The organism is Marinicella pacifica (genome assembly GCF_014636635.1).
Lineage (GTDB): Bacteria > Pseudomonadota > Gammaproteobacteria > Xanthomonadales > Marinicellaceae > Marinicella > Marinicella pacifica.
The window spans coordinates 60,902-84,196 of sequence record NZ_BMEO01000004.1 but is presented as its reverse complement, the minus strand read 5'-3'; the positions used below and the strand labels follow the sequence as shown (position 1 = coordinate 84,196).

The following is a 23,295-nucleotide window of genomic DNA, read 5'->3' as shown; positions in this document are numbered from 1 at the left end:
CAAGAAATGAATAGATTGTGTCGTAAATAGTAAAAACCTTGGCATTTCAGGCATCAAATTGAATCGATTTTAACTTTTCCCAAGTTGGGCGTTTTTCGGCAGGGTCCTCAAGCATTTGTTTCAGTGAACTTAAATGTAAAACATTGTGTTCATCCGTTTTATTAACACCATCAAAAATTAAAGTAATTTGATTTAACGTGTAGGAGGTGATGCCGTTCTGAATACGGATATTAGGGTGTTCACATGTGTGGCCGATGGCTTTGAGAATTTTTACCAGCAACCGCAGCTCTTCTTTGTTGAGGGTTTCACCGGGGGTGTTGGCTGCTGCGACCGGTTGTGCTGAGGCTGCAGTGTCCTTTTTTAGTCGCAAAGGCAGCAGATTCAGTTCCTTGGCCAGTTGTTTCATGATAAGTTATTGATCGCTTCGCTGAGGTCAGTCAAAATTTGGTTGACCGCATTGTTGATGCTGTGTACAAATCCGGCGTACCCTTCACCGGAAATGGTTAGTTGCCGGCTCAGGGTTTGATCCAGTATAATGTGTCCATCGGCAGCCGTGAGTATAAAATGCAGGCTGACTTTGGCCTGGTTGCCGTCCTTTTCAAAAGCCAGTATTTCACTGTCCAGGCGTTCAATGGGTTTATCAAAGGCGACATGGGTCTTAATCTGTTGCCAATGCTGTTCGGCCCATTGGGACAAAATTTGCTGCACTAAAAGGGTCGGTGATTCCAGCCAATAATGGTGGTTCAGTTGTACCAAAGCACCGTCTTCCACGGTGGCCACCATCGGCCTGCCGGCCAGAATACTCATGCCTTTGGGTCGCGTAATCACCACCGACGGGCGTTTTTCAGGGCTTAGGCTTAGTTGTGAATTGTCTAAGCTACTCAATCGGTAATACTTTTTGACCACCGCCGGTTGGTTACTGCAGGCACTCAGTAATAACAATGATGTGGCCAGGATAATCAGCTTATTCATAATTCATCGTCCTGAATGTCTGATTTACCCGAAAAAATAAGTTTCGACGGATCTTTGCGGATTTCATTGGTGGCTTCATTTAAATTGCGTCCGGCCGATTCGATGTCGTTCATCAGGACGGTAAACCGATTAGAAAAGTTATGCATCACATATCGTGCAGCAGCCAGAATTTGTGCCATATCTGAATCTTGACCGGTGAGTAAATCTCTGGCATCGGTAACCAGACCGTTGATGTTGTTTAAACCCTGATCCAGCGTTTTCACAGAGTTTTGGACTTGTGCGGTGAGTTCGCTGAGGTTGGTGAGGGTGGTTTCGATACGGGCCTGGTTTTGAGTGCCGACAATTTGTTTGGCATTTTTTAGGACTGTGGATAGTTCCTCACTGGCATGGGTGACATTGGATAAAATATCCGGTAGGGCGGTCTCAACTTGTTCCGTGATGTTATCCAGCCGTTCATGCAACATGTCCAGCATCGGTGCAACTTTTTCATCGGCCAGCTCGCTGACTTTATCCGAGGTTTCACCCAGTTGAGAGAATAAATCAGCCGGTGGTTTGCCCGGGATGGTGTCGTCAGGTTGAAAAAAATCTTTGGCATCACCGCCGTTGATGTTTATAGACATATCAGACAACAGACCGGCTGCATTAATCTGGGCATTGGAATCAACGGGAATTTGCCAGCCCTTTAAAACACTGTAAGTGACTTTGAAACTGACTTGTTGGGCATTAAATTCAGGGTTAATCGATTCGACCTGGCCAACACGGTAGCCTTCATAATAAACCGGTGTACCAAAACTGATACCGGATACGTTTTTATAAAAACTGTGGTAGCTGACATGATCAGATTGTTTGCCGGCCATTATGACCATTAATACCAAGGCTAAACCGCCAATACCTAAAGTGAACAGGCCGACCCAAAAATAATGACTGACTTTTTGTTTCATGATAGTGTGTAATTTTCCTGCGTAAGTCGCCGCAAATAGTCCTCGGGGTCTAGTTTATCATGGCGTGAGCGGCGCTGTAATAAATCCATGATGCGTTTGTTTTTCGATTGTTTAACTTCCTCCACAGAAGCGGTCAGCAAATTCTTGCCCTGATCTAAAACTGTGATGCGGTCAGCGATTTTAAAGGCACTGTCCAGTTCATGGGTGACCACCACCACCGACACCCCGGTGGTGTCACGTAAAGATAAGATTAAATCATCAATCTCAGAGGCCACAACGGGATCTAAGCCCGCCGATGGCTCATCAAATATTAATAACCTGGGATCCATCACAATAGCCCGCGCCAATGCCGCCCGTTTAATCATACCACCGGATAATTGTGAGGGCATGAGTTTGTGAAAGCCGCCTAAGTTGACCACTTCCAGTTTCATGCGGGTGATGATGCGGATGGTGTTCTCATCCAGGTCGGTAAATTCTCGCAGCGGAAAAGCAACGTTGTCACCCACAGACATGGAGGAAAACAATGCCCCGCTTTGAAAGGCCACACCGATGTTCTGCTTGAGCTTAAGGTGATCATTAAAACTAATTTGGTTGATGTCTTGTCCGAGTACCTTAATGGTACCGCCATCGGGTTTATAAAGACCCAGAATATACCACAGTAAGGTCGATTTACCTGAGCCGCTACCGCCCATAATCACCCGGATTTCACCCTGATCCACTTGAAAATCCATGCCGTCGAGAATTTTTCGCTGGCCATAGTAGGTTTCCAGATTATTCACTTCAATCACAGCTTGAGTTTGTTGTTTTGCGTTCATTGGGTTAAGAAATAACTGGCAATCATATCGGCCAAAACGATAAATGAAATTGAAACCACCACCGCTGTGGTGGTGGCTCTGCCGACACCTTCGGCACCGCCAGTAACATAAAAGCCGGTGGTGGCGCCCACCAGCACAATAATAACACCGAATACCACGCTTTTAATCAAACCCTGAATAATATCTCCGACCACCAGAACATTAAAAGACTCCACCATATAGGCGGTGATACTCATATCCAGTTTTCCGACGCTGAATAAGGCACCGCCAAAGATGGCGACAATGTCGGCACCAATAATCAACATCGGCATTGAAATCATCAAAGCAAGCAGGGGCGGCAACACCAGATAGCGCACCGGAACCACGCCCATTACCTTGAGGGCATCAATTTCCTGTGACACCACCTGAGAGCCAATGCGCGCGGCAATAGCTGCACCGGATCGACCGGCCACAATGATGCCGGTAATGAGTGGTGAAAACTCACGGGTCACGGATTTGGCAATGGCAAGTAAAACCTGTGATTGCGCACCAAATGCCTGCAACGCGTATATCAGTTGAATGGCGAGCATCATGCCCACAACCAAAGCGAGTGCCAGCACTATGGGCAAGGCATCCACACCGTCCATCTTAATGTGTTTAACAATTTGTGCAAAGCGCACGCGTTGTTTGTATTTTCGGCCCACAATCAGCCAATAAAAACTGTCCCAAAACAAACGCATGGCAAAGCCCAGCCGTTCCAGATACTGAACAGTCAGCTGTCCCAGGTTTTCAACTTTTTGAACCACTTTATGTTTCAATGGTGAAAACCTGATCTAAGCGGGCCAATTCAATGATGGATTGGACATGGGGGCTGAGATTTTTCAGATAAAATCGTTTGTCATGGCTGTTGGCGTATTGTAAGCCTTCGACCAATGCGGCAATGCCCGATGAATCGATGTAGCTGACTTGTGATAAATGAACCGCCACTTCAGGGGATGTTTTGAGGGCGCTTAAAATCGTTTTGCGCAATTGTGAAGAGTTGGATAAATCCACGTCGCCCTGAACAAATAAAACACAATGCTTGTCATCTTTTTCAAACTGAATAAGTTCGTTGTCCATTATTTCACCTTTATTGAAATGATATGAAGCGGTTCAATCGGTACATCTTTGGCATCAAGCTGATTGTTATAGTGGGTTTTGACGGCGGCAATGTTATCCACCACATCCATGCCGTCTGTGACAAAACCAAACACTGCATAACCCCAACCATCTGAACTCGGGTCTAAATTATCATTATTACCTAAGTTAATAAAAAAACTGGCAGCGGCCGAGTGCGGATCGTTATAGCGTGCCATGGATAAACTGCCACGGGTATTTTTCAAACCATTGCCGGATTCATTAACCACCGTACCGCAGGATTCAAGTTCTGATAAATCGGCTTTAAAAGCGCCGCTTTGAATCACAAAACCCGGTACCACCCGGTGGATTAGGCTGTTGTCGTAGCGTTTATTTTTTACCAGGTGCAATATATGGTTGACCGTTAAAGGTGCTTTGAGACGATCCAGTTCAACGGTGATCGCACCCAAATCTGTTTCTATGACCAATTCCGGGAACATATTATTCGGGTAGGCTTTTTCGGTCGGGCAGTCCGCGAATACCAGATTTGATAGAAGCAGCAAAAAACAAATAACGATTTTTGGCATGACAGGTTATTGATTCAATAAACCAATCATTTTACCTAAGGAATCGGTGATTTGGTAGCGTCATGGATAAATCGCTTGCCCGGCTCACGTTTTTTTGAGCTTTTGAAATTAATGACGGCCACATTACATTAAAGCTTGTGGCCGTTTTTCAATTTAGAGCTGCTCCAGTTTTGCACGCTGTTCTTTCAGTTCTTTTAAGGCCGCTTCATAACCGTCAAGTTTTTTGCGTTCCGCAGCCACCACCTGATCGGGGGCATTGGCCGTGAATTTCTCATTGTTAAGTTTGCCTTTAGCACGTTTGATTTCTTGTTCGGTTTTGTCGATATTTTTGTCAATACGTTGCATTTCTTCGTCTTTATCAATCAATCCGGCCAGGGGAATTAGAACCTTGGTGGTACCGAGCAGGCCGGTGGCAGCAGGTGGTTCTTCCTCGCCATGCGCCAATAATTCAATGGATTCCAAACGCGCCATGGTGTTAATCAAGGTTTGATGATTGACCACATTACCGGCGTCTTTTTGAGAATAATCGCTGAGTAGAACGTTTAAGGCCTTGCCCGGTGGAATGTTCATTTCGGCACGAATTTGACGTACACTTAAGGTCAGTTGTTTAAGCCAATGAATATCAGCGTCAGCATCCTGGTCGATTAAATTTGGGTTGGTTACTGGAAAGGCCGAAATCATGATGGATTGGCTGCCCAGGGTCAGTTTTTCTGCGACCGCTTGCCAAATTTCTTCAGTTAAGAACGGCATGATGGGATGCAATAAACGCAAAGCCTGATCCAGTGCCGTCAGCAAAGTGTACTGAACATGGGGTTTTTGATTGGTTTTCAGCAGGGGTTTGGCCATTTCCAGAAACCAGTCACAATATTCGTTCCAGAAAAAGTCATAAATCACTTGGCTGGCCAAATCAAGACGATAGCTGTCTAAGTGTTTGCGGTAATCACCGATACATTGTTGTAACCGCGAATTGATCCAGCGTTCGGCGCTGCCGGGTGTGTAGGATTTTTTAATGGATATATCAAAATCCTCACAGTTCATCAACACAAAGCGGGCAGCATTAAAAATCTTATTACAAAAATTCCGGTAACCTTCCACCCGTCCCATATCAAAGTTTATGTCACGTCCGGTGCTCGCCAGTGAGGCAAAAGTAAAGCGCAAAGCATCGCAACCATAAGCTTTGATGCCATCGGGAAAATCCTCGGCGGTTTGTTGCTCAATGGCTTTGACTTTATCCGGTTGGTCTTGCATCAGGCCCTGGGTTCGTTTGGCCATCAGGTCATCAAGACTGATGCCATCAATCAAATCCAGCGGGTCTAACACATTGCCTTTGGATTTAGACATTTTCTGGCCGTGTGAGTCACGCACCAGGCCATGAATGTAAACCTCTTTGAAGGGCACCTCATCCATGAACTTAAGACCCATCATAATCATCCGGGCAACCCAGAAGAAAATTATATCAAAGCCTGTGACCAGGACATTGCCGGGATAGAAGTTTTTGAGTTCATCGCTGTTTTCAGGCCAGTCCAGGGTGGCAAAAGGCCACAAGGCCGATGAAAACCAGGTGTCCAGCACATCGGCATCCTGACGCAGATTAAGGTCAGCGCTTAAGTCATGTTTTTGACGGACGTCCGCTTCTGATAGTCCCACATAAATATTGCCATCTTCATCGTACCAAGCCGGTATGCGATGCCCCCACCAAAGTTGTCTTGAAATACACCAGTCCTGAATTTCACGCATCCAGGCATAGTAGGTATTTTTCCAGTTATCCGGAACAAATTGAATGTCGCCATTTTCAACCGCTTCAATCGCCGGTTTGGCCAGGGTTTTGGCATCCACATACCACTGGCTGGTCAATAAAGGTTCGATGATGTCACCGGAGCGGTCACCCCGTGGCACCATCAGAATATGGTCTTTGATGTCTTTAAGCAGACCCAGTTCACGCATTTTATCAACCACTGCCTGCCTGGCTTGTTGGCGGGTCATCCCCCGAAAATCGGCGGGTACTTGGTCATTCAGTGAGCCGTCTTTATTGAGAATGTTAATCATCGGCAGTTGATGGCGTTGACCCACCTCATAATCGTTAAAATCGTGTGCCGGTGTGATTTTGACGCAACCGGTGCCTTTTTCGGGGTCTGCATGGTCATCACCGACAATCGGAATCAGTCGGTTACAGATGGGTAATAAGACCTGTTTGCCGATTAAATGCGCAAATCGGGCATCAGCCGGATTCACCGCCACCGCGGTGTCGCCGAGTAAGGTTTCGGGCCGGGTGGTGGCAATTGTCAGGGCCTGATCAGTTGCGTTACCTTCGTTGTCAGCCACCGGATAGGCAAAATACCACATATGGCCCTTTTCTTCGTGGGATTCGACCTCCAAATCACTCAAGGCGGTGTTTAAGGTCGGATCCCAGTTCACCAGGCGTTGACCACGGTAAATCAGACCCTCGTTGTATAAATCAACAAAGACTTTAAGCACTGCATCGGACAGTCCTTTGTCCATCGTAAAGCGTTCACGCGACCAGTCCGGTGAGGCGCCCAGTCGCCGCAGTTGGTTGGTGATGGTGTCACCGGATTGTTGTTTCCACTCCCAGACCTTATTCACAAAAGCTTCACGACCCAACTCGGTTCTCGATGTGCCCTGGGCATTGAGTTGTCGCTCCACCACCATTTGGGTGGCGATACCGGCGTGATCGGTGCCGGGCTGCCACAGGGTGTTTTTGCCCTGCATCCGTTGATAACGAATCAAGGTGTCCATAATGGTGTCCTGAAAGGCATGTCCCATGTGCAATGTGCCGGTGACATTCGGCGGCGGAATCATGATGCAATAAGATTCTTTGCTTTCACCGTTGGGTTTAAAATAACCTTTTTGTTCCCAGGTTTGGTACCATTTGGCTTCGATGGCAGTTGGGTCGTATTTTTCAATCATTTTTTTTAAGCCTGGCTTTTATTAATCAGGTATTGGGTGAGCATCGCCACGGGACGGCCGGTGGCACCTTCTTTTTTATCTTTCCAGGCCACACCGGCTATATCAATATGCGCCCATTTCTGGTCTTTGGTGAAGCGTGACAAGAAACAACCGGCGGTGATGGTACCGGCCGGCATACCACCGATGTTTTTCATATCGGCAAAGCTGGTGTCCAGTTGTTTTTGGTACTCATCCCACAAAGGCAGTTCCCATACGCGGTCATGGGTTTGCTCACCGGCGCTTTTAAATTCTTCATATAGACCGTCGGTTTTGGTCATCACGGCAGCGGCATTATGACCCAAAGCCACCACACAGGCACCGGTTAAAGTGGCCAAATCAACAATCACTTCAGGTTTAAATTCCTGGGCATAAGTTAAGGTATCACACAAAATCATGCGACCTTCGGCATCGGTGTTTAGCACCTCAATGGTTTGGCCTGAGTAGGATGTAATGACATCGCCGGGACGATAGGCTTTGCCGTCGGGCATATTTTCCACTGCCGGTACAAACACTTTGAGGTTAATTGGCAACTTTAATTCCACGGCCGCCACGAAAGCGCCAATAACACTGGCCGCACCGCACATATCATATTTCATTTCGTCCATATTGGCGCCGGGCTTCAGGGAAATGCCGCCGGTGTCAAAGGTGATGCCTTTGCCCACCAAAGCAATCGGGTCTTTGTCTTTGTCCGCGCCATGGTAGCTCAAGACAACCATTTTCGGTTTGTTATGACTGCCTTGTGCGACGGCCAATAAAGCGCCCATGCCCATTTTTTTCATTTGTTTTTTGTTCAAGACATCGATCTCACAACAATCATCATTGTGAGCAATTTCTGTGGCATATTCGGCGATGTATTTAGGTGTGCATAAATTCGGCGGATAGTTTCCGAGGTGGCGGGTGGTGTTTATGCCTTTGGCCATTCCGGCCGCCTGTCGAAATGCCTCGGCTGTGTTGTCATTGGTCGCCACTTCTATGCGATCTAATGCGTGTTTGTTGTCGTCCTTAAATGATTTGGTGTCCTCATAGCGGTAAGCAGCGTGAGATGCGGCCAGGCTGACCAACTTGGTGGCTTGCTCGCCATCGATGTGTTCATAGGTATGGTCATTGAGGTACAAGGCCACCGACTGGCAGCGAGAAGCAGCGGCGGCCGAAACCACCTTATGCGTTGTGTCATAAAGGGCGGTTGCTGATACCTTATCATTCTGACCCAGGCCGACACACAAAAGCTGCTGGCCATTGTCCTGATATAAGGTCAACAGTTGCCCCGGTTGGCCGGTGAAATCTTTATTCTTAAAACGCGCCGCAATTTGATTTATGAGGCTGTCGTTTAAATGTTTTGTATGGTGATTGGCGGGTTCGTCGGCAAAAAAACCGATAATTACCTGATCGGCTTTGTTCTTATGGGCGGGGTGTTGGCTTGCGTGTAATGACATCAATTTTTCTCCTGAAAACGAACAAACTGGGGATTTTAATCAACATCTCAAGCATACACCAGTGAAAAACCGTAAATCAATTGGGGATATTATTTTGACGAGAATGCATGCGATGTAAGCACGCGTCCGGTTTAGCTGTTAAAATAAGCGGTTTTTTGGCACCACCACATGATACTCACCCGATACCTGCGAAAACAATGTGCTCAGACCACTTTGGTGGTGTTGCTGCTGTTGTTTTTGTTGATGGTGGGAACCTTGTTCACTTCAACCTTGCGTGCCATTGCCAGAGGCGTGTTGGCGCCTGATTTGCTGTTTATCGAATTAAGCCTGCGTTCGGTCGATGTGCTGAATATTTTAATACCTTTATCTTTTTACCTGGGTGTTTTGACCGCGCTCAGCGGCTTATACCGAAATCAAGAAGCGGTGATGATGCATGCCTTTGGTTTGTCTTTGCGTGATTTACTCAAGGCTTTGACGCCACTGGCCGTGGTGGTGTTTCTGATAACGGCGGTTTTGGCTCTTTGGATGGCGCCCATGGCGGCTCAGTTATCCAAAGAATTAACCACCCGTGCCAGTGAAGAGATTTCCTTGATGGGCTTATCCGAAGGAAAGTTTCAAAACTTTTTCTCGGATGACGGCGTGATTTATGTGGAACGCATAGACCCCAAAACCAGACGGGTGGAAAATATTTTTGCGAATATTCACCATCCGGACAGGATTGACACCATTACGGCGGCCTATGGTTATGAGTTCGAAGAAAACGGGCACAAATATGTGGCATTGTTCGACGGCTATCGCAATGAGGGCGTGCCGGGCACAAACCGGTACCATATGATGCAATTTAAACGCAATGACATCAAATTGCCGGATTTAAAACAGGAAATCGCGGCATTGGATGAGCAATCAAAAACCACCCTGGCACTGATGAAAAGCCGGCATTTGGTTGATCAGGCCCAATTTCATTATCGTCTGGTGCCGCCTATTTCGGTGGGGGTGTTATTTCTGCTGGCGGTGTCTTTAAGCAAAACCTCTCACCGTGAAGCCAAATACATTAATTTACTCACCGGGTTGGCGGCCTATGTGTTATTGATTAATTTGCTTACCATCGGTCAGTCCTTATTGGCTCAAGGAAGTCTTCCGATGGCATTCGGGTTGTGGTGGGTGTATGTGATTTTTGTTTTGTATGCCTGGTGGCGGCTGTGCCGATTGGATGGCCGTGTTTTTCGCCGCCAAGTCATTCAAGTTAACCCGCAAGATTAGTTGACATGATTTTAACCCGCTATATTTTTAAAACCATGAGTTTTGGTCTGGTGATGGCAGTACTTTTGTTGCTTGCCATTGACGTTTTGTTTGGGTTAATAAAAGAACTGAATGACATCTCCGCTTATTACACGCTTACAGATGTGTTCTTTTTTGTTTTACTGACCATTCCCAGTAAAATTTATGAGTTGTTCCCTGTCAGCGCAGTGATTGCCGTGGTGGTCTCTTTGGGTGCTTTGGCCGCCGCTTCTGAATTTGTGGTGATGCGATCGGCCGGTGTCAGTCAATTAAAAATTGCCGGCATGATGCTGGTGGCTTTGTTGGTGTGGCTGGTGCCGGTCACTTTAATGGGTGAGTATGTGTCGCCCAAAGCGGAACAAATGGCGCAGCAATTTCGTAATGAAAAAATTTCAGCCGGTCAGGCCACTTCAGTCACCCATGCGGTCTGGATTAAAGACGGTGATGTGGTTTTTCGCAGCAATAAGATGACCAGACAACCCGAAACAGACCGTTACCTGTTAACCGGTGTGACTGTCTTTGAGTTGAACAATCAGCAGCTGGTTCGGGTGTCAGAGGCTGAAAAGGCGCTGTATGCCGATAAGCAGTGGACTTTGGAAAATATAAAGGTTTCAGTCTTCAGTGAGCATGGTGTCCATGTGGAGCATAACGAATCTCAACAATGGCAATCCCGAATAGAACCGAGAATATTAAATTTATCCACCACCCGCGCCAAGTATTTAAGTCTGCGTGATTTAAAACAAATTCAGCGTTTCAATACCCGGTCCGGTTCACTGCAAAGTGCATACCAGATGGCCTGGTGGTCTAAAATGGCATTTCCTTTGTTGGTCATCACCACCGCCATGTGCGGTATGCTGGTGCTGTTTGGTCATGCCAGGCAAGCGGGTTTTTCCCAGCGTTTGGTGGTGGGTATGGTGATTGGTATCCTGATCTATTTAATGAATAAAACCCTGCTCAACCTGGGTGAGGTGTATCATTTACCGCCACCGCTGATGACGGTGGTGCCTCCGGCCGTTATTTGTGCGGTTGCGATTATGATTTTACGGGGTGGTATTAAACGGTTTTAACAGTTATTTGTTTATGTGGCCGGCCGCCTAACATTGACAGCACGGTGGCCGCTGACGATGTCCATCCAACTTAAGTGTTTTTTGTTGAGTTTTTTGTACGCTATTCCGGCTCCGAGCAAAGCAACCGATACCAATCCGATTAAAAAACGTGACAAAGATTGCCACCAGGACATGTTCTCAAAATCCTCAATCCCAATTTTCCAGGCACGCATACCCAGTGTCTGTCCGCCTTTTTTCCAGGAAAAGACAAAATAAAAAACACATTCAGTGAACAATAATAACTGAAACCACAAGGTGCCGGGCGGCACCTCATCACCACTGCGCAGCAACACCACCAATACAGAAGTGATCAGCCATAAACCGATGATGGGAAATAAATCGTAGATAAAAGCGGCCACGTGTCGCCAGCTGGTGCTAATCGGCATAAATTCAGTTCATCCTGTTAATTAATGAGGCCGTCATTTTAAGGAATTTAAAACTTAAAAACAGGTGAAATTTTTGTAAATTATTTAATTAGTTCTTTAATTTTTCAAAAAAGAAAGTTATTCTTGGTCACCACTAAGTCGCGTGTGGATTGGTTAAGTGATTTTTAATAAATTACTGTTTTTGGGGTTTATAAAGGTTTCAACCAATTGTCACACATTATTTCATAAATTTTTGAACTGGAAGGGAAGGTATGTTGATATCTCAAATTTCTAAAGTTGGTTTAGCCAAATACGCGGTTATGCTGGCTTTGTTGTTGACCTCACTGGTCAGCACAGCACAGCTACAAACAGCAGTACAAGTGGTAAACGAAACCAATGCACAAGCAAAACAAGCACAAGATCAGGTGAATCGCCTGAATGATCAAACCGAAGAATTACTCGTACAATACCGCACAGTATTGTCTGAAATTGACAGTTTGACGGTTTATAACCAACAACTCGAAGCCGTGGTTAACGATCAAAACTTGCAAATCCAATCCATGAACGATCAGATGGCTGAACTGGAATCAACCAACCGTGCCATTGTGCCGTTGGTGATTGAAATGGTGGACATGTTGGGTCGCATGGTTGAAGCGGACATTCCCTTTAAAATCAAAGAACGCACCAATCGGGTTGTTCAGTTAGAGAACATTCTGGATGATTCCAATGTGACCACCTCGGAAAAATACCGAAAAGTTACCGAGGCTTACCAAATCGAATTGGATCACGGGCGGTCAGTTTCGACCTATCAGGGCGATCTCGAAAGTGGTATTAAAGTTAATTTCTTACAAATCGGCCGAACCGCTTTGTTGTATCAGACATTAGATGAGAAAAAATCCGGTTGGTATAATCCGCAGTCAGGTTCTTTTGAAGACTTACCCAGTCAGTACAACACTGCGATTAAAGAAGGCATTCGAATTGCCGCCAAGCAAGCCGCGCCGAATTTAGTGGGCTTACCTATATTGCATCAGGTATCAGGAGAGTAAACCATGAAAAAATTAATGTTTAGTTTATTGACACTGGGCCTCATGGTGACAGGTGCACAGGCACAAAACAAAACCTCTTTAGACCAGTTGTTAAAGGAAGTTCGTCAAGCCGCCACGCAAAGTTCTAAAGAGAACCAGCAGCGTATTAATGAATTTAAACAACAGCGTAACCAGCAAAGTCAGCTGTTGTCGCAGGCGCGTGCCAGATTACAGGCACTTGAAGCCCGCACCGAAGAGCTGAAAACAGAATTCGATGAAAATGAAATTCTGCTGGCTGATCTGGAAACGACATTGGCTGAGCGATCGGGCAACCTGGGCGAAATGCAAGGTACCGTAAAAGTACTGGCCGGTGATTTACGCAGTGCCATTCAGGAGTCTTTGACATCTGCCGAGCTTGATAATGAGCGTTTGACTTTTTTGAACGAGTTGGCTTCACAAACCAAATTGCCGAACATCAAAGATCTGCGTGAATTGTGGTATGCCTTGCAACATGAAATTGTCGCTGAAGGTAAAATTTCTAAATTCAACGCCAAAGTCCGTGATGAAGCCGGTGAAATTGAACCCAATGTTTCGGTTACCCGGGTCGGTGTGTTCAATGCGTTTGATGACCAGGGTAATTTCCTGGTCTGGAAAGCCGCTGACCAAACCGGTACCGGCGAGGGCGAATTACAACGCTTATTGAAACAACCCAGCAGTAAGTTCTCGTCTATGGCGAAGAATTTCGTGAACGCTGGCGAGGGTGAATTGGTGCAAACACCGGTTGATTATACCCGTGGTACCATTTTGCAGTTAGTGGTGCAAACCCCCAGTATCAAAGAAAAAGTTAAGCAAGGTGGCCTGGTTGGATATGTTATTTTGGCCCTGGGTGCATTGGGTTTGATTTTGGGACTCATTAAATTCTTCATGTTACTGGCTTCAGGAAGTAAGATTAAATCACAGCTGAAGAAAAAACAACCCAACCAAAATAACGCACTGGGTCGCATCATGACGGTTTATACAGAAAACCCTGATGCCGATGTTGAAACCATGGAGCTGAAACTGGATGAGGCGATTATCCGTGAAACCGGACCGCTGGAATCCGGTCTGCCGTTTATTAAAGTGCTGTATGTGATTGCACCATTATTGGGTCTGTTAGGTACTGTGGTTGGTATGATTCAAACCTTCCAAATGATTACACTCATGGGTACCGGTGATCCTAAATCTATGGCCGGTGGTATCTCCATGGCGCTGGTCACCACTGTTTTGGGTCTGGTTGTTGCCATTCCTCTGACAGTCTTACATTCTGTTTTGCAGTCTATGGCCAAAAAGCAAACCCAGGTACTTGAAGAGCAAAGTGCCGGAATTATCGCTAACATGGCGGAGAAATAAGCATGTTTTGGCTGAGAGATAAATGGTATGACATATTGGCATTTATCGACATGGGTGGCCCGGTACTTTGGGCCATCTTTATCTTGCTGTTTGTCATGTGGCTGATGATTCTGGAACGTATGTGGTATTACTCGTTTACTTATCCCGGTGAGCGAAAACGCATCATTAACGAATGGAATCAGCGCACCGACACCACCAGTTGGTATGCCAAACGCATTAAAGATGCCAAAGTGTCTGAAGCCTCCATTAAATTGCGCTCCGGACTCGGATTTTTAGAGTCGCTGGTGGCCATCAGTCCCTTGTTTGGATTGTTTGGAACCGTTTATGGTATGTTAAATGTATTCGATATTATGGCCATTGCGGGAACCTCGAACGCTCGGGCCATGGCCGGTGGTGTATCAAAAGCCACCATTCCAACCATGGCCGGCATGGTCGCCGCCTTATCCGGCGTTTTCTTCACCACCTATTTCAAACGCAAAGCGGTGGTAGAAAGAGAAAAGCTGGAAGACCGGATGCAGTCCCATTAATGATAATTTGAACTATTTCATTTGGAATCAAGTCCAATGAATAGATGAACGAGAATTGATATGAGAAAACGACATCATCACGAAGACGAAGCAGAAATCAACATCACGCCCATGTTGGACGTGGTTTTTATTATGCTTATTTTCTTCATTGTGACCACTTCATTTGTGAAAGAGACCGGTGTGGATATTTCCCGGCCCTCCAGTTCCCAGGCCAAAGAAGTGAAAAAAGGTAATATATTGGTAGCCATTAAAGAAGATGGTGCCATTTGGATTAACAAACAGCAGGTTGAATTGCGTGCCGTGCGTTCGCGTATTGAAAAAATGCACGCTGAAAATCCTGAAGCCAATGCCGTTATCATCGCAGATCGTGGTTCACGAACCGGTGATTTGGTTGAGGTTATGGATCAGATAAAATCAGCAGGTGTGCCGGGCATTTCAATTGCTGCTGAAAAAGGTGAGAGGTGATAGTGCCATGAGTTTACCCCGTTTTCTTGCCGTTGGTTTTATTGCTGCATTTATCACGGTGGTCCTGTATTTACTGATGCATTTTTTAATCAGTCAAAGCACAGAGGCCAGGGATGATAAAGACAATATCACCATTGATTTTACCAAAGTGAAGGTGCCCGATGAGGTGCAACAACGCAAACGTGTTGTGCCTAAAAAGCCACCACCACCCAAAGAACCCCCGCCACCACCTAAAATGAATGTGCAACAGCAACAACAGGTGGTCAATAATATGCCAACCCTGAATGTGCCCAATCTGGATTTGGGTGTTGGTGGTGATGGTCCGTTCCTGGGTGCAGTGGGTCAGGTAAACATGTCGGAAGAAGGCGGTGTGATTCCCATCGTCCGGATTGCGCCGCAATATCCTCGCAAAGCATTGATGGCGAAAATCGAAGGGTGGGTCAAAGTTAAATTTACCATTACGCCCTCCGGAACTGTATCCAATCCTGAAGTGGTGGATGCCAAACCACGAAGAATTTTTGACCGTGAAGCCATCCGAGCCATTCTGAAATTCAAATTTAAACCGAAGATTGTCAATGGGCAAGGTGTTGAACAAGTGGCTACCCAAACCATTGAATTTGAATTACCCGAAGAATAATGCAGGAGTTAAACATGAAAAAAATCATTATCTTGTTGAGTCTGCTGTGTATGGGTTCGGTATGGGCTGGCTCATTAAAAACCGGTAACCCTGAACGTAAACCTTCCGGTTCTGTCGGTTTAATGACTGAACAACAAGGCAAAAAAATAGAAAAGTTTGGTGAATTTATTTCTGATGAGAAATACAGTGAGGCGCGCAGTGGTTTAAGCGCCATGCTGGAGCGATTAAGTGACCGTGATTTGTATGTTAAAGGCATTGTTTATCAATTGCTGGGTCACTTAGAATCAACCGCCGGTAATTACAGTAAAGCAGCCGAGTATTTCAAAAAGGCCATCGATACCGACGCCTTACCCAATACCACACATTTTGGCATGATGTTACAACGGGCACAGTTGTTGATGATTGATGGCAATCACCGTGCCGGTTTAACGGCTTTAGATGAGTATTTTAAAGTGGTTGATGAAATTCCGGACTCAGCCTTTGCCATTAAAGCCAATGCCCATGCGCAGCTGGAAGAATTCAGAGAAGTCAAAAAAGCCATTAAGCAAGCCATCTCACTGTCAGACAAACCCAAAGAAAGTTGGTATCAGTTATTACTGGCAGCCCACTCAGAGTTATCTGAATACCGCGAAATGGCCGATGTTTTAAAAATTCTGATTGCCATGAGTCCTGAAAAGAAAACCTATTATATGCAGTTGTCATCTGTTTATTTCACGCTGAAAGAAGACAAAAATGCGCTGGCAGCACTGGTTTTGGCCTATGAAAACGGCGTGATGGATAAAGAAACCGATTATATGCAGTTATTTAAGATGTATTCTTTTAATGACATACCGTATAAAGCCGGACAAGTGCTGCAAAAAGCACTGGAAGAAGGTAAAGTGGAATCCAACTTTGATCACTGGAAACAACTGGGTCAAACCTGGTACAACGCCCGGGAATTAAACAAAGCCCTGGCGGCCTATGACAAAGCCAGTGAATTTGCGAAAGATGGCGAAATCGATATCACCCGTGCCTATTTGTATGTGGATATGGAAAACTGGCCAAAAGCGGTTGAATCCATTCAAAGTGCCTTACAAAAAGGTGGCCTGGATGAGAATAAAACCGGTAATGCCTGGCTGATGCTGGGTATGTCACAAGCCAGTTTGAAAAAGTACAGCCAGGCCCGTGAAGCTTTTAACAAAGCCAGCGATTACAAAAAATCACGTAATAATGCACAGCAGTGGCTTAATCATCTGAAAACATTAGAAGAGCGTGCTCAGCGTGAAGTGGCAAACAATAACTAATTGATGCCCCAAGAAACTGAGTTTATTGATCAGTTTATTAATTATCTGCACCTGGAAAAAGGACTTTCCAGGCACTCTCTACAAGCCTACCAAACCGATATCAGACAGTTTTTGCGGTTTCTACAGGATAAATCCTGGGAAGTACTGACGATATCAGCTGAGCAAGCCGGCCATTATGTGGCTTCGCTAAATACAAGACAACTCAATGCGGCCACCAAAGCCCGTAAAATATCGGCACTTCGGCATTTTTACCGGTTTTTTCAAAGTAATCAGCAGGTCAAAGATAATCCGTTTGCTCAGATTGTGATGCCAAAGCAATCGCCATTGGTTCCTAAGCCAATGTCAGAAGAGTACATTGACAAACTTTTACAACAACCTGCAACCGAAACCGATATCGGTTTAAGAGATAAATGCCTTTTGGAGCTTATGTATGCCACCGGTGTTCGGGTCAGTGAAGCCGTCAGTCTAAAGGCCAATCAAATCAATTTAAATCAGGGTGTCATCAGAGTTATCGGCAAAGGCAACAAAGAACGACTGGTGCCAATCGGTGAAGAAGCGACTGACTGGTTATTAAAACACCTTAAAAATAACCCCTTGTTTACCCATAATAATCCGGAAAAATGGGTATTTAAGAATCAAAAAGGAACCATTATGAGCCGTCAGGCCTGCTGGTACCGCATAAAAAAATACGCACAGAGCGCTGGTATTCATCCCTTACCCTCTCCTCATGTTTTGCGCCACTCATTTGCCACCCATTTATTAAATCATGATGCAGATTTAAGGGTTATCCAATTGTTGCTTGGACACAGTGATTTGTCCACCACCCAAATTTATACCCTGGTGGCCAAAGAAAAACTCAAAAGTTTACATGTCAAACACCACCCCAGGGGTTGAATTCTTTATTTATGAACAAAACCGGCCTTTTTTGGTCTAACTTTTTTTAATTATATTGTTATGAAATTGCGAATCCTATTAACCTTAGGTCTTTTTATCTGCGCATCGGCATCGATCGCTACTGATAAAGTGGCCTACCAACAAGCTTTACAATCGGTTACATCCGGTAATGTTCGGGTGGAAAGTATTAAAGACACGCCAATTGACGGTTTAAAAGTGTTAACAGTCAGCACCGGCAAGCGTCGTGAAATTATCTATATGTCAACAGATAAACGCTATATTTTTAACGGCAACTTGTTTGATATTAAAAATCGTATTGATGTAACCGAAACCCAAAAAAATGATTTAAGACTCGCTCATTTAAGACAGTTTAATAATAGTCAGCGGATCAATTATTTTCCGGATAATATGGATTATCAGGTATCGGTTTTTACCGACGTGGATTGTCCGTATTGTCGGCAGTTACACCAACAAATGGATGCTTATAACGATCTGGGAATCGGCATATCCTATCTGTTCTTTCCACGTTCAGGTCTCAACACTGAATCATCGCTTAAAGCGGTGTCAGTCTGGTGTGCCGACGACCGTAAAAAAGCCCTGGATTCGGCCATGGCGGACGGTGAATTGTCACAATTACAATGTGACAACCCGGTATCTGACCATTATAATGCCGGCATTGCCGAGGGTGTTAGTGGCACACCGGCATGGGTACTGGAGGACGGGACCCTGATTCCGGGTTTGGTACCGCCGAAACAACTGAAACAACAATTAGATAAGATGGCCAATAAGCGACCATCTGAATAAACCGATCATCATCTTCATTAAGGAACCTCTTATGAATTATAAAACTATTACCCTGGCTCTTTTGTTAACGGCATTGAATGCAATCGCCGACAACAACACTGAGCCCTATCAGCAAGCACTGGCCAAAATCACCGCGCCGAATGTCAAAGTGACTGCCGTTTTTGATACACCCATCAGCGATATAAAAGAGTTGATGGTGGACACCGGTCGGGGTACGGATATTGTCTATATGTCAAAAGACGGTGCCTACTTAATTCAGGGGTCTATTTTTGACATTGATCGTCGGGTGGATATCACGGACCAAAAAAAGGCCGGTTTAAGGGCAGAGACGCTGAAAAAATTCGGTGACGAAGCGCGCATAAATTTTTTTCCGGATGACATGAAATATGAGGTGACCGTTTTTACCGATATTGATTGTGGCTATTGCCGCAAATTACATGGAGAAATGCAGGGATACAATGATTTGGGTATTGGTATTTCCTATTTATTTTTTCCGCGTTCGGGTTTGAAAACAGCCTCCTATGACAAAGCGGTGAGTGTTTGGTGTGCAGCGGACCAACACAAAGCCATGGATCAGGCCAAGGCCGGTGTCGAAGTGGCACAAAAAAAATGTGATAACCCGGTGACTGAACAGTATCAGGCCGGTCTGGCTGCGGGCGTAACTGGAACCCCGGCCTTAATTTTAAATGATGGCACCATGATGCCCGGTTATATGCCGCCTGAGCAATTAAAACAACGATTGGATGCTTTACAGGCCTCAAAATAAACACAACCGTTGATATAAATTGTCAAGCCCGCCAACCGGCGGGCTTTTTTGTGCGAAAAGCCGGGGTAATATACGTTAAAATAGCGGCTTTGTTCCTTTTTAGAAATTTATGGCGTTCACACTGGTAACTTTACTTGGCGGCGAGGCCTGCTCGGCCTTTAACAAACGTAAACTCAATGAAATAGCTCAACTTCATGGTTGGCCGGAACTGCTTGCCGTTAAATCTTTCTATGTGATGGAAATTGACCGGTCCTTGAATGCCGAGGATAGTCAAAAAATAGAACGTTTACTGATGGCACACACCGCTGGGCTTGATTTTAAATCCAACAAGCTGGTCATTTTGCCGCGATCTGGGACCATTTCTCCCTGGTCCAGTAAAGCCACGGATATTTTTCATCATTGTGACTTGCCACACGTGCGCCGTGTGGAAGCAGGGAGGTGCCTTGAATTTGCCAAAGCGATCAGCCCCAAACAAAACCCAGAACTGTTTTATGATCGCATGACTGAAACAACCTTTGCTGATGAGTCATCGCTGGCACAATTGTTTGACCACCACACGCCGAAGCCACTCACCGAAGTGCCGTTACAGCAACTGGGATCATCAGCACTGCATGAATTGAACCGCACTTTGGGACTGGCGCTGAATGATGATGAAATTGATTATCTGGAGGCACAATATCAGGCTTTGGGCAAAAACCCCACCGATGTCGAACTGATGATGTTTGCTCAGGCCAATTCCGAGCACTGTCGGCATAAAATTTTTAATGCTGATTGGGTTATTGATGATGAAGCCCAGGCGATGTCATTGTTTAAGATGATAAAAAACACCGAAGCGCAAACCTCAGAACCGGCGTTGTCGGCTTACAAGGACAACGCGGCGGTGTTTACAGGTGGCGCGGGTCAGCGCTTAATCATCAATGAGCAAGGCCGCTATCTTAAGCAAGATCAGTTGATGAATGTACTAATTAAGGTTGAAACCCACAACCACCCCACCGCGATAGAACCGTTTGCGGGCGCCGCCACCGGATCTGGAGGAGAAATCAGGGATGAAGCAGCCACCGGCCAGGGTGCCATGACCAAGGCCGGCTTGTGTGGGTTTTCAGTGAGTCATTTGAATATTCCGGGATTTCAACAGCCCTGGGAACAACAGTTGGCCGGCCAGCCAAAACGCATGGCATCGGCTTTTGAAATCATGCAAAAAGGACCAATCGGAGCGGCAGCCTTTAACAATGAATTCGGCCGACCTAATATTGTGGGCTATTTTCGTAACTTCGAAATCAAAGACCCGGCTGACGGTCGTTGGCGCGGCTACCATAAGCCGATTATGTTAGCCGGCGGAATGGGCGCCATCAATGACATTCACACCCGTAAACAGGATACCCGCCCCGGTGATTACATCATTGTTTTGGGCGGTCCGGCCATGCTCATAGGACTCGGTGGCGGTGCTGCCAGTTCAGTGAGCAGCGCCGACGGTCAGGAAGAACTGGATTTTGCGTCGGTGCAACGGGGCAATCCGGAGATGCAACGCCGTTGCCAGGAAGTGATTAATCGCTGTTGGTACCGGGGTGAAGACAGCCCCATCCGATCTATACATGATGTCGGTGCCGGCGGATTATCCAACGCCATACCGGAAATTTTAGAAGATGCCGGTCTGGGTGGGGACATTGAATTGCGTCGCTTGCAAATCGATCATGTGTCGATGTCACCGATGGAAATCTGGTGCAATGAATCACAGGAACGTTATGTGTTGTCCATTAAGCCAGAACGGCTGGTTGATTTTGAATTGCTTTGTCAGCAGGAACGTTGTCCGGTTGCCATTATGGGACAGGCAACAAAAGCGCAAACCTTGCGCGTGCGTGATGAATTACTGCACAAAGATGCGGTCAATATACCCATGCGTCTTTTGTTCGGTAATACGCCAAAAACCGAAATTAACATTCAAACCGAAGTCCGAAAAAATCAACCCCTAATGGTACAGAATAAAACCTTGCGTGAGGTCATTGAACAGGTCTTATCCTTTCCCACCGTGGCCAGCAAACAATACCTGATTACCATTGGTGACCGCACCGTTAGCGGCCTCGTGCATCGAGATCAGATGGTGGGGCCCTGGCAGGTGCCGGTGGCGGATTGCGGCATTACACTGCGCGACTATGATGGTTTTGCCGGTGAGGCCATGTCCGTGGGTGAGCGCACCCCGTTGGCTTTGCTAAATCCTGCGGCCTCGGCCCGCATGGCGGTAACTGAAGCCCTGACGAATCTGGCCGGAACCGGTTTAAAAGATTTGAGTGTGGTTAAATTGTCAGCCAACTGGATGGCCGCCAGTGGAGAGCCCGGTGAATACCAGGCCTTGTATGAAGCAGTTCAAGCAGTGGGTATGGAATTGTGTCCGAGTCTGGATATTGGCATACCGGTGGGTAAAGATTCGATGTCGATGCACACAAGTTGGCGCAATGCCAGTGGAGATGAATGTGCCGTGACCTCGCCTATGTCTCTGGTGGTTTCTGCTTTTGCCCCTTTGGTCGATGTTCGCAGACATTTAACCCCACAACTGAGTGGTGATCCACAGGCGGATTTATTGTTGATTGATTTGGCCAAAGGCCAACAGCGCCTGGGCGCGTCGGTGTTTTGTCAGGTGCACAGTCAACTGGGTGATGAAAGCCCGGATTTAGATGAGCCGAAATATTTAACCCGGCTGTTTGCTTTTATGGCCGATGCCATTGAGCAGGGTCTGCTGTCAGCTTGTCATGACCGCTCAGACGGCGGTTTGTTGACCACCCTGGCTGAAATGTGCTTTGCCGGTCATTGTGGTGTTGATATAAGTATTCATGGTGACGTGATGGCCACACTTTTTAATGAAGAACCGGGTCTGGTGGTCGAAGTCAAGCGCGATGCCGGGGAAGCCGTGAACTCCTTATTAGAATCCCATCAACTAATGCCATGTGTGGTTCATTTAGGGCATCCAAATAACCGTGATGAGCTGTTGATAAAACACAGAGACGGCGAATTCATTGAATCGCGCACAGTATTGCAGCAATTGTGGAGTCGCACCAGTTACGAAATGGCTCAACGTCGGGATCATCCGGATGATTGTGCTTTGGAATTTAATTTAATCAAAGCCGATAACCCCGGTTTATCGCCGCAGGTGGATTTTGATTTCAGTGAAAAAATGATGGCACCATATGTCAACACAACCCGACCACGGGTGGCTATTTTGCGCGAACAAGGCATTAACGGTCAAAATGAAATGGCAGCAGCCTTTATGCGGGCCGGCTTTGACTGTGATGATGTGCCGATGACCTTACTGGCCAACAACAGCAAGCAATTGAAAGATTATCAGGGAATGGTGGCTTGCGGCGGTTTTTCTTACGGCGATGTCCTGGGTGCTGGGCAGGGCTGGGCCAAGAGCATTCTTTTTAATGACTCATTGCGGAATCAATTCAGTTCGTTTTTTGCGGACTCCGGGCGATTTGCTTTAGGTGTGTGCAATGGCTGCCAAATGTTTTCGGCGCTGCGGGAGATTATTCCCGGCAGTGATAATTGGCCTGATTTTGTGGCCAACCACAGTGGACAGTTTGAAGCCCGTTTCTCCTCTTTGAAAATTGCCAAAACCGATAATTTATTTTTTCGGGGTATGGCCGGTGCGGTGATTCCGGTGGCCATTGCCCATGGTGAAGGCCGCGCTGATTTTAATGGAGCGGTGAACGAAGATTTAGTCGCTGCACATTATGTTAATAACCATGGACAAATTACGCTGGATTATCCTTTTAATCCCAATGGCTCGCAATCGGCCGTGGCCGCTGTCAGCAATGCTGATGGCCGTATTTTAGCGATGATGCCACATCCTGAACGGGTTTTCAGAGGTGTGCAAATGTCCTGGGCACCGCCCCAGTGGCAGGATTCGTCTCCCTGGCAGCGGATGTTTTATAATGCCCGTATATTTGTTAATTAA

At 46.3% G+C, this 23,295-nt stretch carries 22 protein-coding genes; 12 read left to right on the top strand and 10 right to left on the bottom strand.

Annotated features, from left to right (window positions below; translation table 11 throughout):
* Window positions 1–46 precede the first annotated feature (46 nt).
* The 9 genes from IEV16_RS06145 to IEV16_RS06105 all read right to left on the bottom strand — a co-directional run bounded on the left by IEV16_RS06145 (window position 47) and on the right by IEV16_RS06105 (window position 8,807).
* Window positions 47–406, bottom strand: a complete 360-nt coding sequence (locus IEV16_RS06145; RefSeq protein ID WP_188364806.1) for a hypothetical protein — start codon at window positions 404–406, stop codon at window positions 47–49.
* On the bottom strand, window positions 403–972 hold the full coding sequence (locus IEV16_RS06140) for an ABC-type transport auxiliary lipoprotein family protein (RefSeq protein WP_188364805.1): 570 nt from the start codon (window positions 970–972) through the stop codon (window positions 403–405). The genes IEV16_RS06145 and IEV16_RS06140 overlap by 4 nt, the downstream gene beginning before the upstream one ends.
* Complete coding sequence (locus IEV16_RS06135) at window positions 969–1,913, bottom strand: MlaD family protein (RefSeq protein ID WP_188364804.1); 945 nt, start codon at window positions 1,911–1,913, stop codon at window positions 969–971. Before IEV16_RS06135 ends, IEV16_RS06140 begins: the two co-directional genes overlap by 4 nt.
* Entirely contained in the window at window positions 1,910–2,728 is an 819-nt protein-coding gene (locus tag IEV16_RS06130; protein WP_188364803.1) for an ABC transporter ATP-binding protein, read from the bottom strand. The genes IEV16_RS06135 and IEV16_RS06130 overlap by 4 nt, the downstream gene beginning before the upstream one ends.
* A complete protein-coding gene (locus IEV16_RS06125; RefSeq protein ID WP_229728266.1) occupies window positions 2,725–3,513 on the bottom strand; it encodes an MlaE family ABC transporter permease in 789 nt (262 codons plus the stop codon). Before IEV16_RS06125 ends, IEV16_RS06130 begins: the two co-directional genes overlap by 4 nt.
* A gap of 1 nt (window position 3,514) precedes the next feature.
* Complete coding sequence (locus tag IEV16_RS06120) at window positions 3,515–3,826, bottom strand: STAS domain-containing protein (RefSeq protein ID WP_188364802.1); 312 nt, start codon at window positions 3,824–3,826, stop codon at window positions 3,515–3,517.
* Complete coding sequence (locus IEV16_RS06115; RefSeq protein ID WP_188364801.1) at window positions 3,826–4,410, bottom strand: peptidylprolyl isomerase; 585 nt, start codon at window positions 4,408–4,410, stop codon at window positions 3,826–3,828. The genes IEV16_RS06120 and IEV16_RS06115 overlap by 1 nt, the downstream gene beginning before the upstream one ends.
* A gap of 153 nt (window positions 4,411–4,563) precedes the next feature.
* Window positions 4,564–7,335 carry a valine--tRNA ligase gene (locus IEV16_RS06110; RefSeq protein ID WP_188364800.1) on the bottom strand — a complete coding sequence of 924 codons (2,772 nt, stop codon included), beginning with the start codon at window positions 7,333–7,335 and terminating at the stop codon, window positions 4,564–4,566.
* Window positions 7,336–7,340: 5 nt separating this feature from the next.
* The gene (locus tag IEV16_RS06105; RefSeq protein WP_188364799.1) at window positions 7,341–8,807 is read right to left on the bottom strand and encodes a leucyl aminopeptidase; all 1,467 of its coding nucleotides are present in this window, start codon (window positions 8,805–8,807) and stop codon (window positions 7,341–7,343) included.
* A 168-nt stretch (window positions 8,808–8,975) separates the two neighbouring features.
* Here IEV16_RS06105 and lptF point away from each other — a divergent pair, with 168 nt between their 5' ends.
* Entirely contained in the window at window positions 8,976–10,067 is a 1,092-nt protein-coding gene (gene lptF / locus IEV16_RS06100) for an LPS export ABC transporter permease LptF (protein WP_188364798.1), read from the top strand.
* A 5-nt stretch (window positions 10,068–10,072) separates the two neighbouring features.
* A complete protein-coding gene (lptG, locus tag IEV16_RS06095) occupies window positions 10,073–11,152 on the top strand; it encodes an LPS export ABC transporter permease LptG (protein ID WP_188364797.1) in 1,080 nt (359 codons plus the stop codon).
* Between the two features lie 11 nt (window positions 11,153–11,163).
* Here the strand turns inward: lptG and IEV16_RS06090 are convergent, their stop codons facing one another.
* Window positions 11,164–11,577, bottom strand: a complete 414-nt coding sequence (locus tag IEV16_RS06090; protein WP_188364796.1) for an RDD family protein — start codon at window positions 11,575–11,577, stop codon at window positions 11,164–11,166.
* Between the two features lie 251 nt (window positions 11,578–11,828).
* On the opposite strand from IEV16_RS06090, the gene IEV16_RS06085 reads away from it, so the two are divergent.
* The 10 genes from IEV16_RS06085 to purL all read left to right on the top strand — a co-directional run bounded on the left by IEV16_RS06085 (window position 11,829) and on the right by purL (window position 23,295).
* Complete coding sequence (locus tag IEV16_RS06085; RefSeq protein ID WP_188364795.1) at window positions 11,829–12,602, top strand: DUF3450 domain-containing protein; 774 nt, start codon at window positions 11,829–11,831, stop codon at window positions 12,600–12,602.
* Between the two features lie 3 nt (window positions 12,603–12,605).
* Complete coding sequence (locus tag IEV16_RS06080; RefSeq protein WP_188364794.1) at window positions 12,606–13,970, top strand: MotA/TolQ/ExbB proton channel family protein; 1,365 nt, start codon at window positions 12,606–12,608, stop codon at window positions 13,968–13,970.
* Between the two features lie 2 nt (window positions 13,971–13,972).
* Window positions 13,973–14,497 carry a MotA/TolQ/ExbB proton channel family protein gene (locus tag IEV16_RS06075; RefSeq protein ID WP_188364793.1) on the top strand — a complete coding sequence of 175 codons (525 nt, stop codon included), beginning with the start codon at window positions 13,973–13,975 and terminating at the stop codon, window positions 14,495–14,497.
* Window positions 14,498–14,557: 60 nt separating this feature from the next.
* Window positions 14,558–14,962, top strand: coding sequence for an ExbD/TolR family protein (locus IEV16_RS06070; protein WP_188364792.1), 405 nt, complete (start codon window positions 14,558–14,560; stop codon window positions 14,960–14,962).
* Between the two features lie 7 nt (window positions 14,963–14,969).
* Window positions 14,970–15,599: an energy transducer TonB gene (locus tag IEV16_RS06065; RefSeq protein WP_188364791.1), complete on the top strand. Its 630-nt coding sequence runs from the start codon at window positions 14,970–14,972 to the stop codon at window positions 15,597–15,599.
* Between the two features lie 14 nt (window positions 15,600–15,613).
* A complete protein-coding gene (locus tag IEV16_RS06060; RefSeq protein WP_188364790.1) occupies window positions 15,614–16,882 on the top strand; it encodes a tetratricopeptide repeat protein in 1,269 nt (422 codons plus the stop codon).
* A gap of 3 nt (window positions 16,883–16,885) precedes the next feature.
* Window positions 16,886–17,776, top strand: a complete 891-nt coding sequence (gene xerD, locus IEV16_RS06055) for a site-specific tyrosine recombinase XerD (protein ID WP_188364789.1) — start codon at window positions 16,886–16,888, stop codon at window positions 17,774–17,776.
* A 60-nt stretch (window positions 17,777–17,836) separates the two neighbouring features.
* Window positions 17,837–18,580, top strand: a complete 744-nt coding sequence (locus tag IEV16_RS06050; protein WP_188364788.1) for a thioredoxin fold domain-containing protein — start codon at window positions 17,837–17,839, stop codon at window positions 18,578–18,580.
* A 31-nt stretch (window positions 18,581–18,611) separates the two neighbouring features.
* Window positions 18,612–19,346: a thioredoxin fold domain-containing protein gene (locus IEV16_RS06045; RefSeq protein WP_188364787.1), complete on the top strand. Its 735-nt coding sequence runs from the start codon at window positions 18,612–18,614 to the stop codon at window positions 19,344–19,346.
* A 109-nt stretch (window positions 19,347–19,455) separates the two neighbouring features.
* Complete coding sequence (gene purL / locus IEV16_RS06040) at window positions 19,456–23,295, top strand: phosphoribosylformylglycinamidine synthase (protein ID WP_188364786.1); 3,840 nt, start codon at window positions 19,456–19,458, stop codon at window positions 23,293–23,295.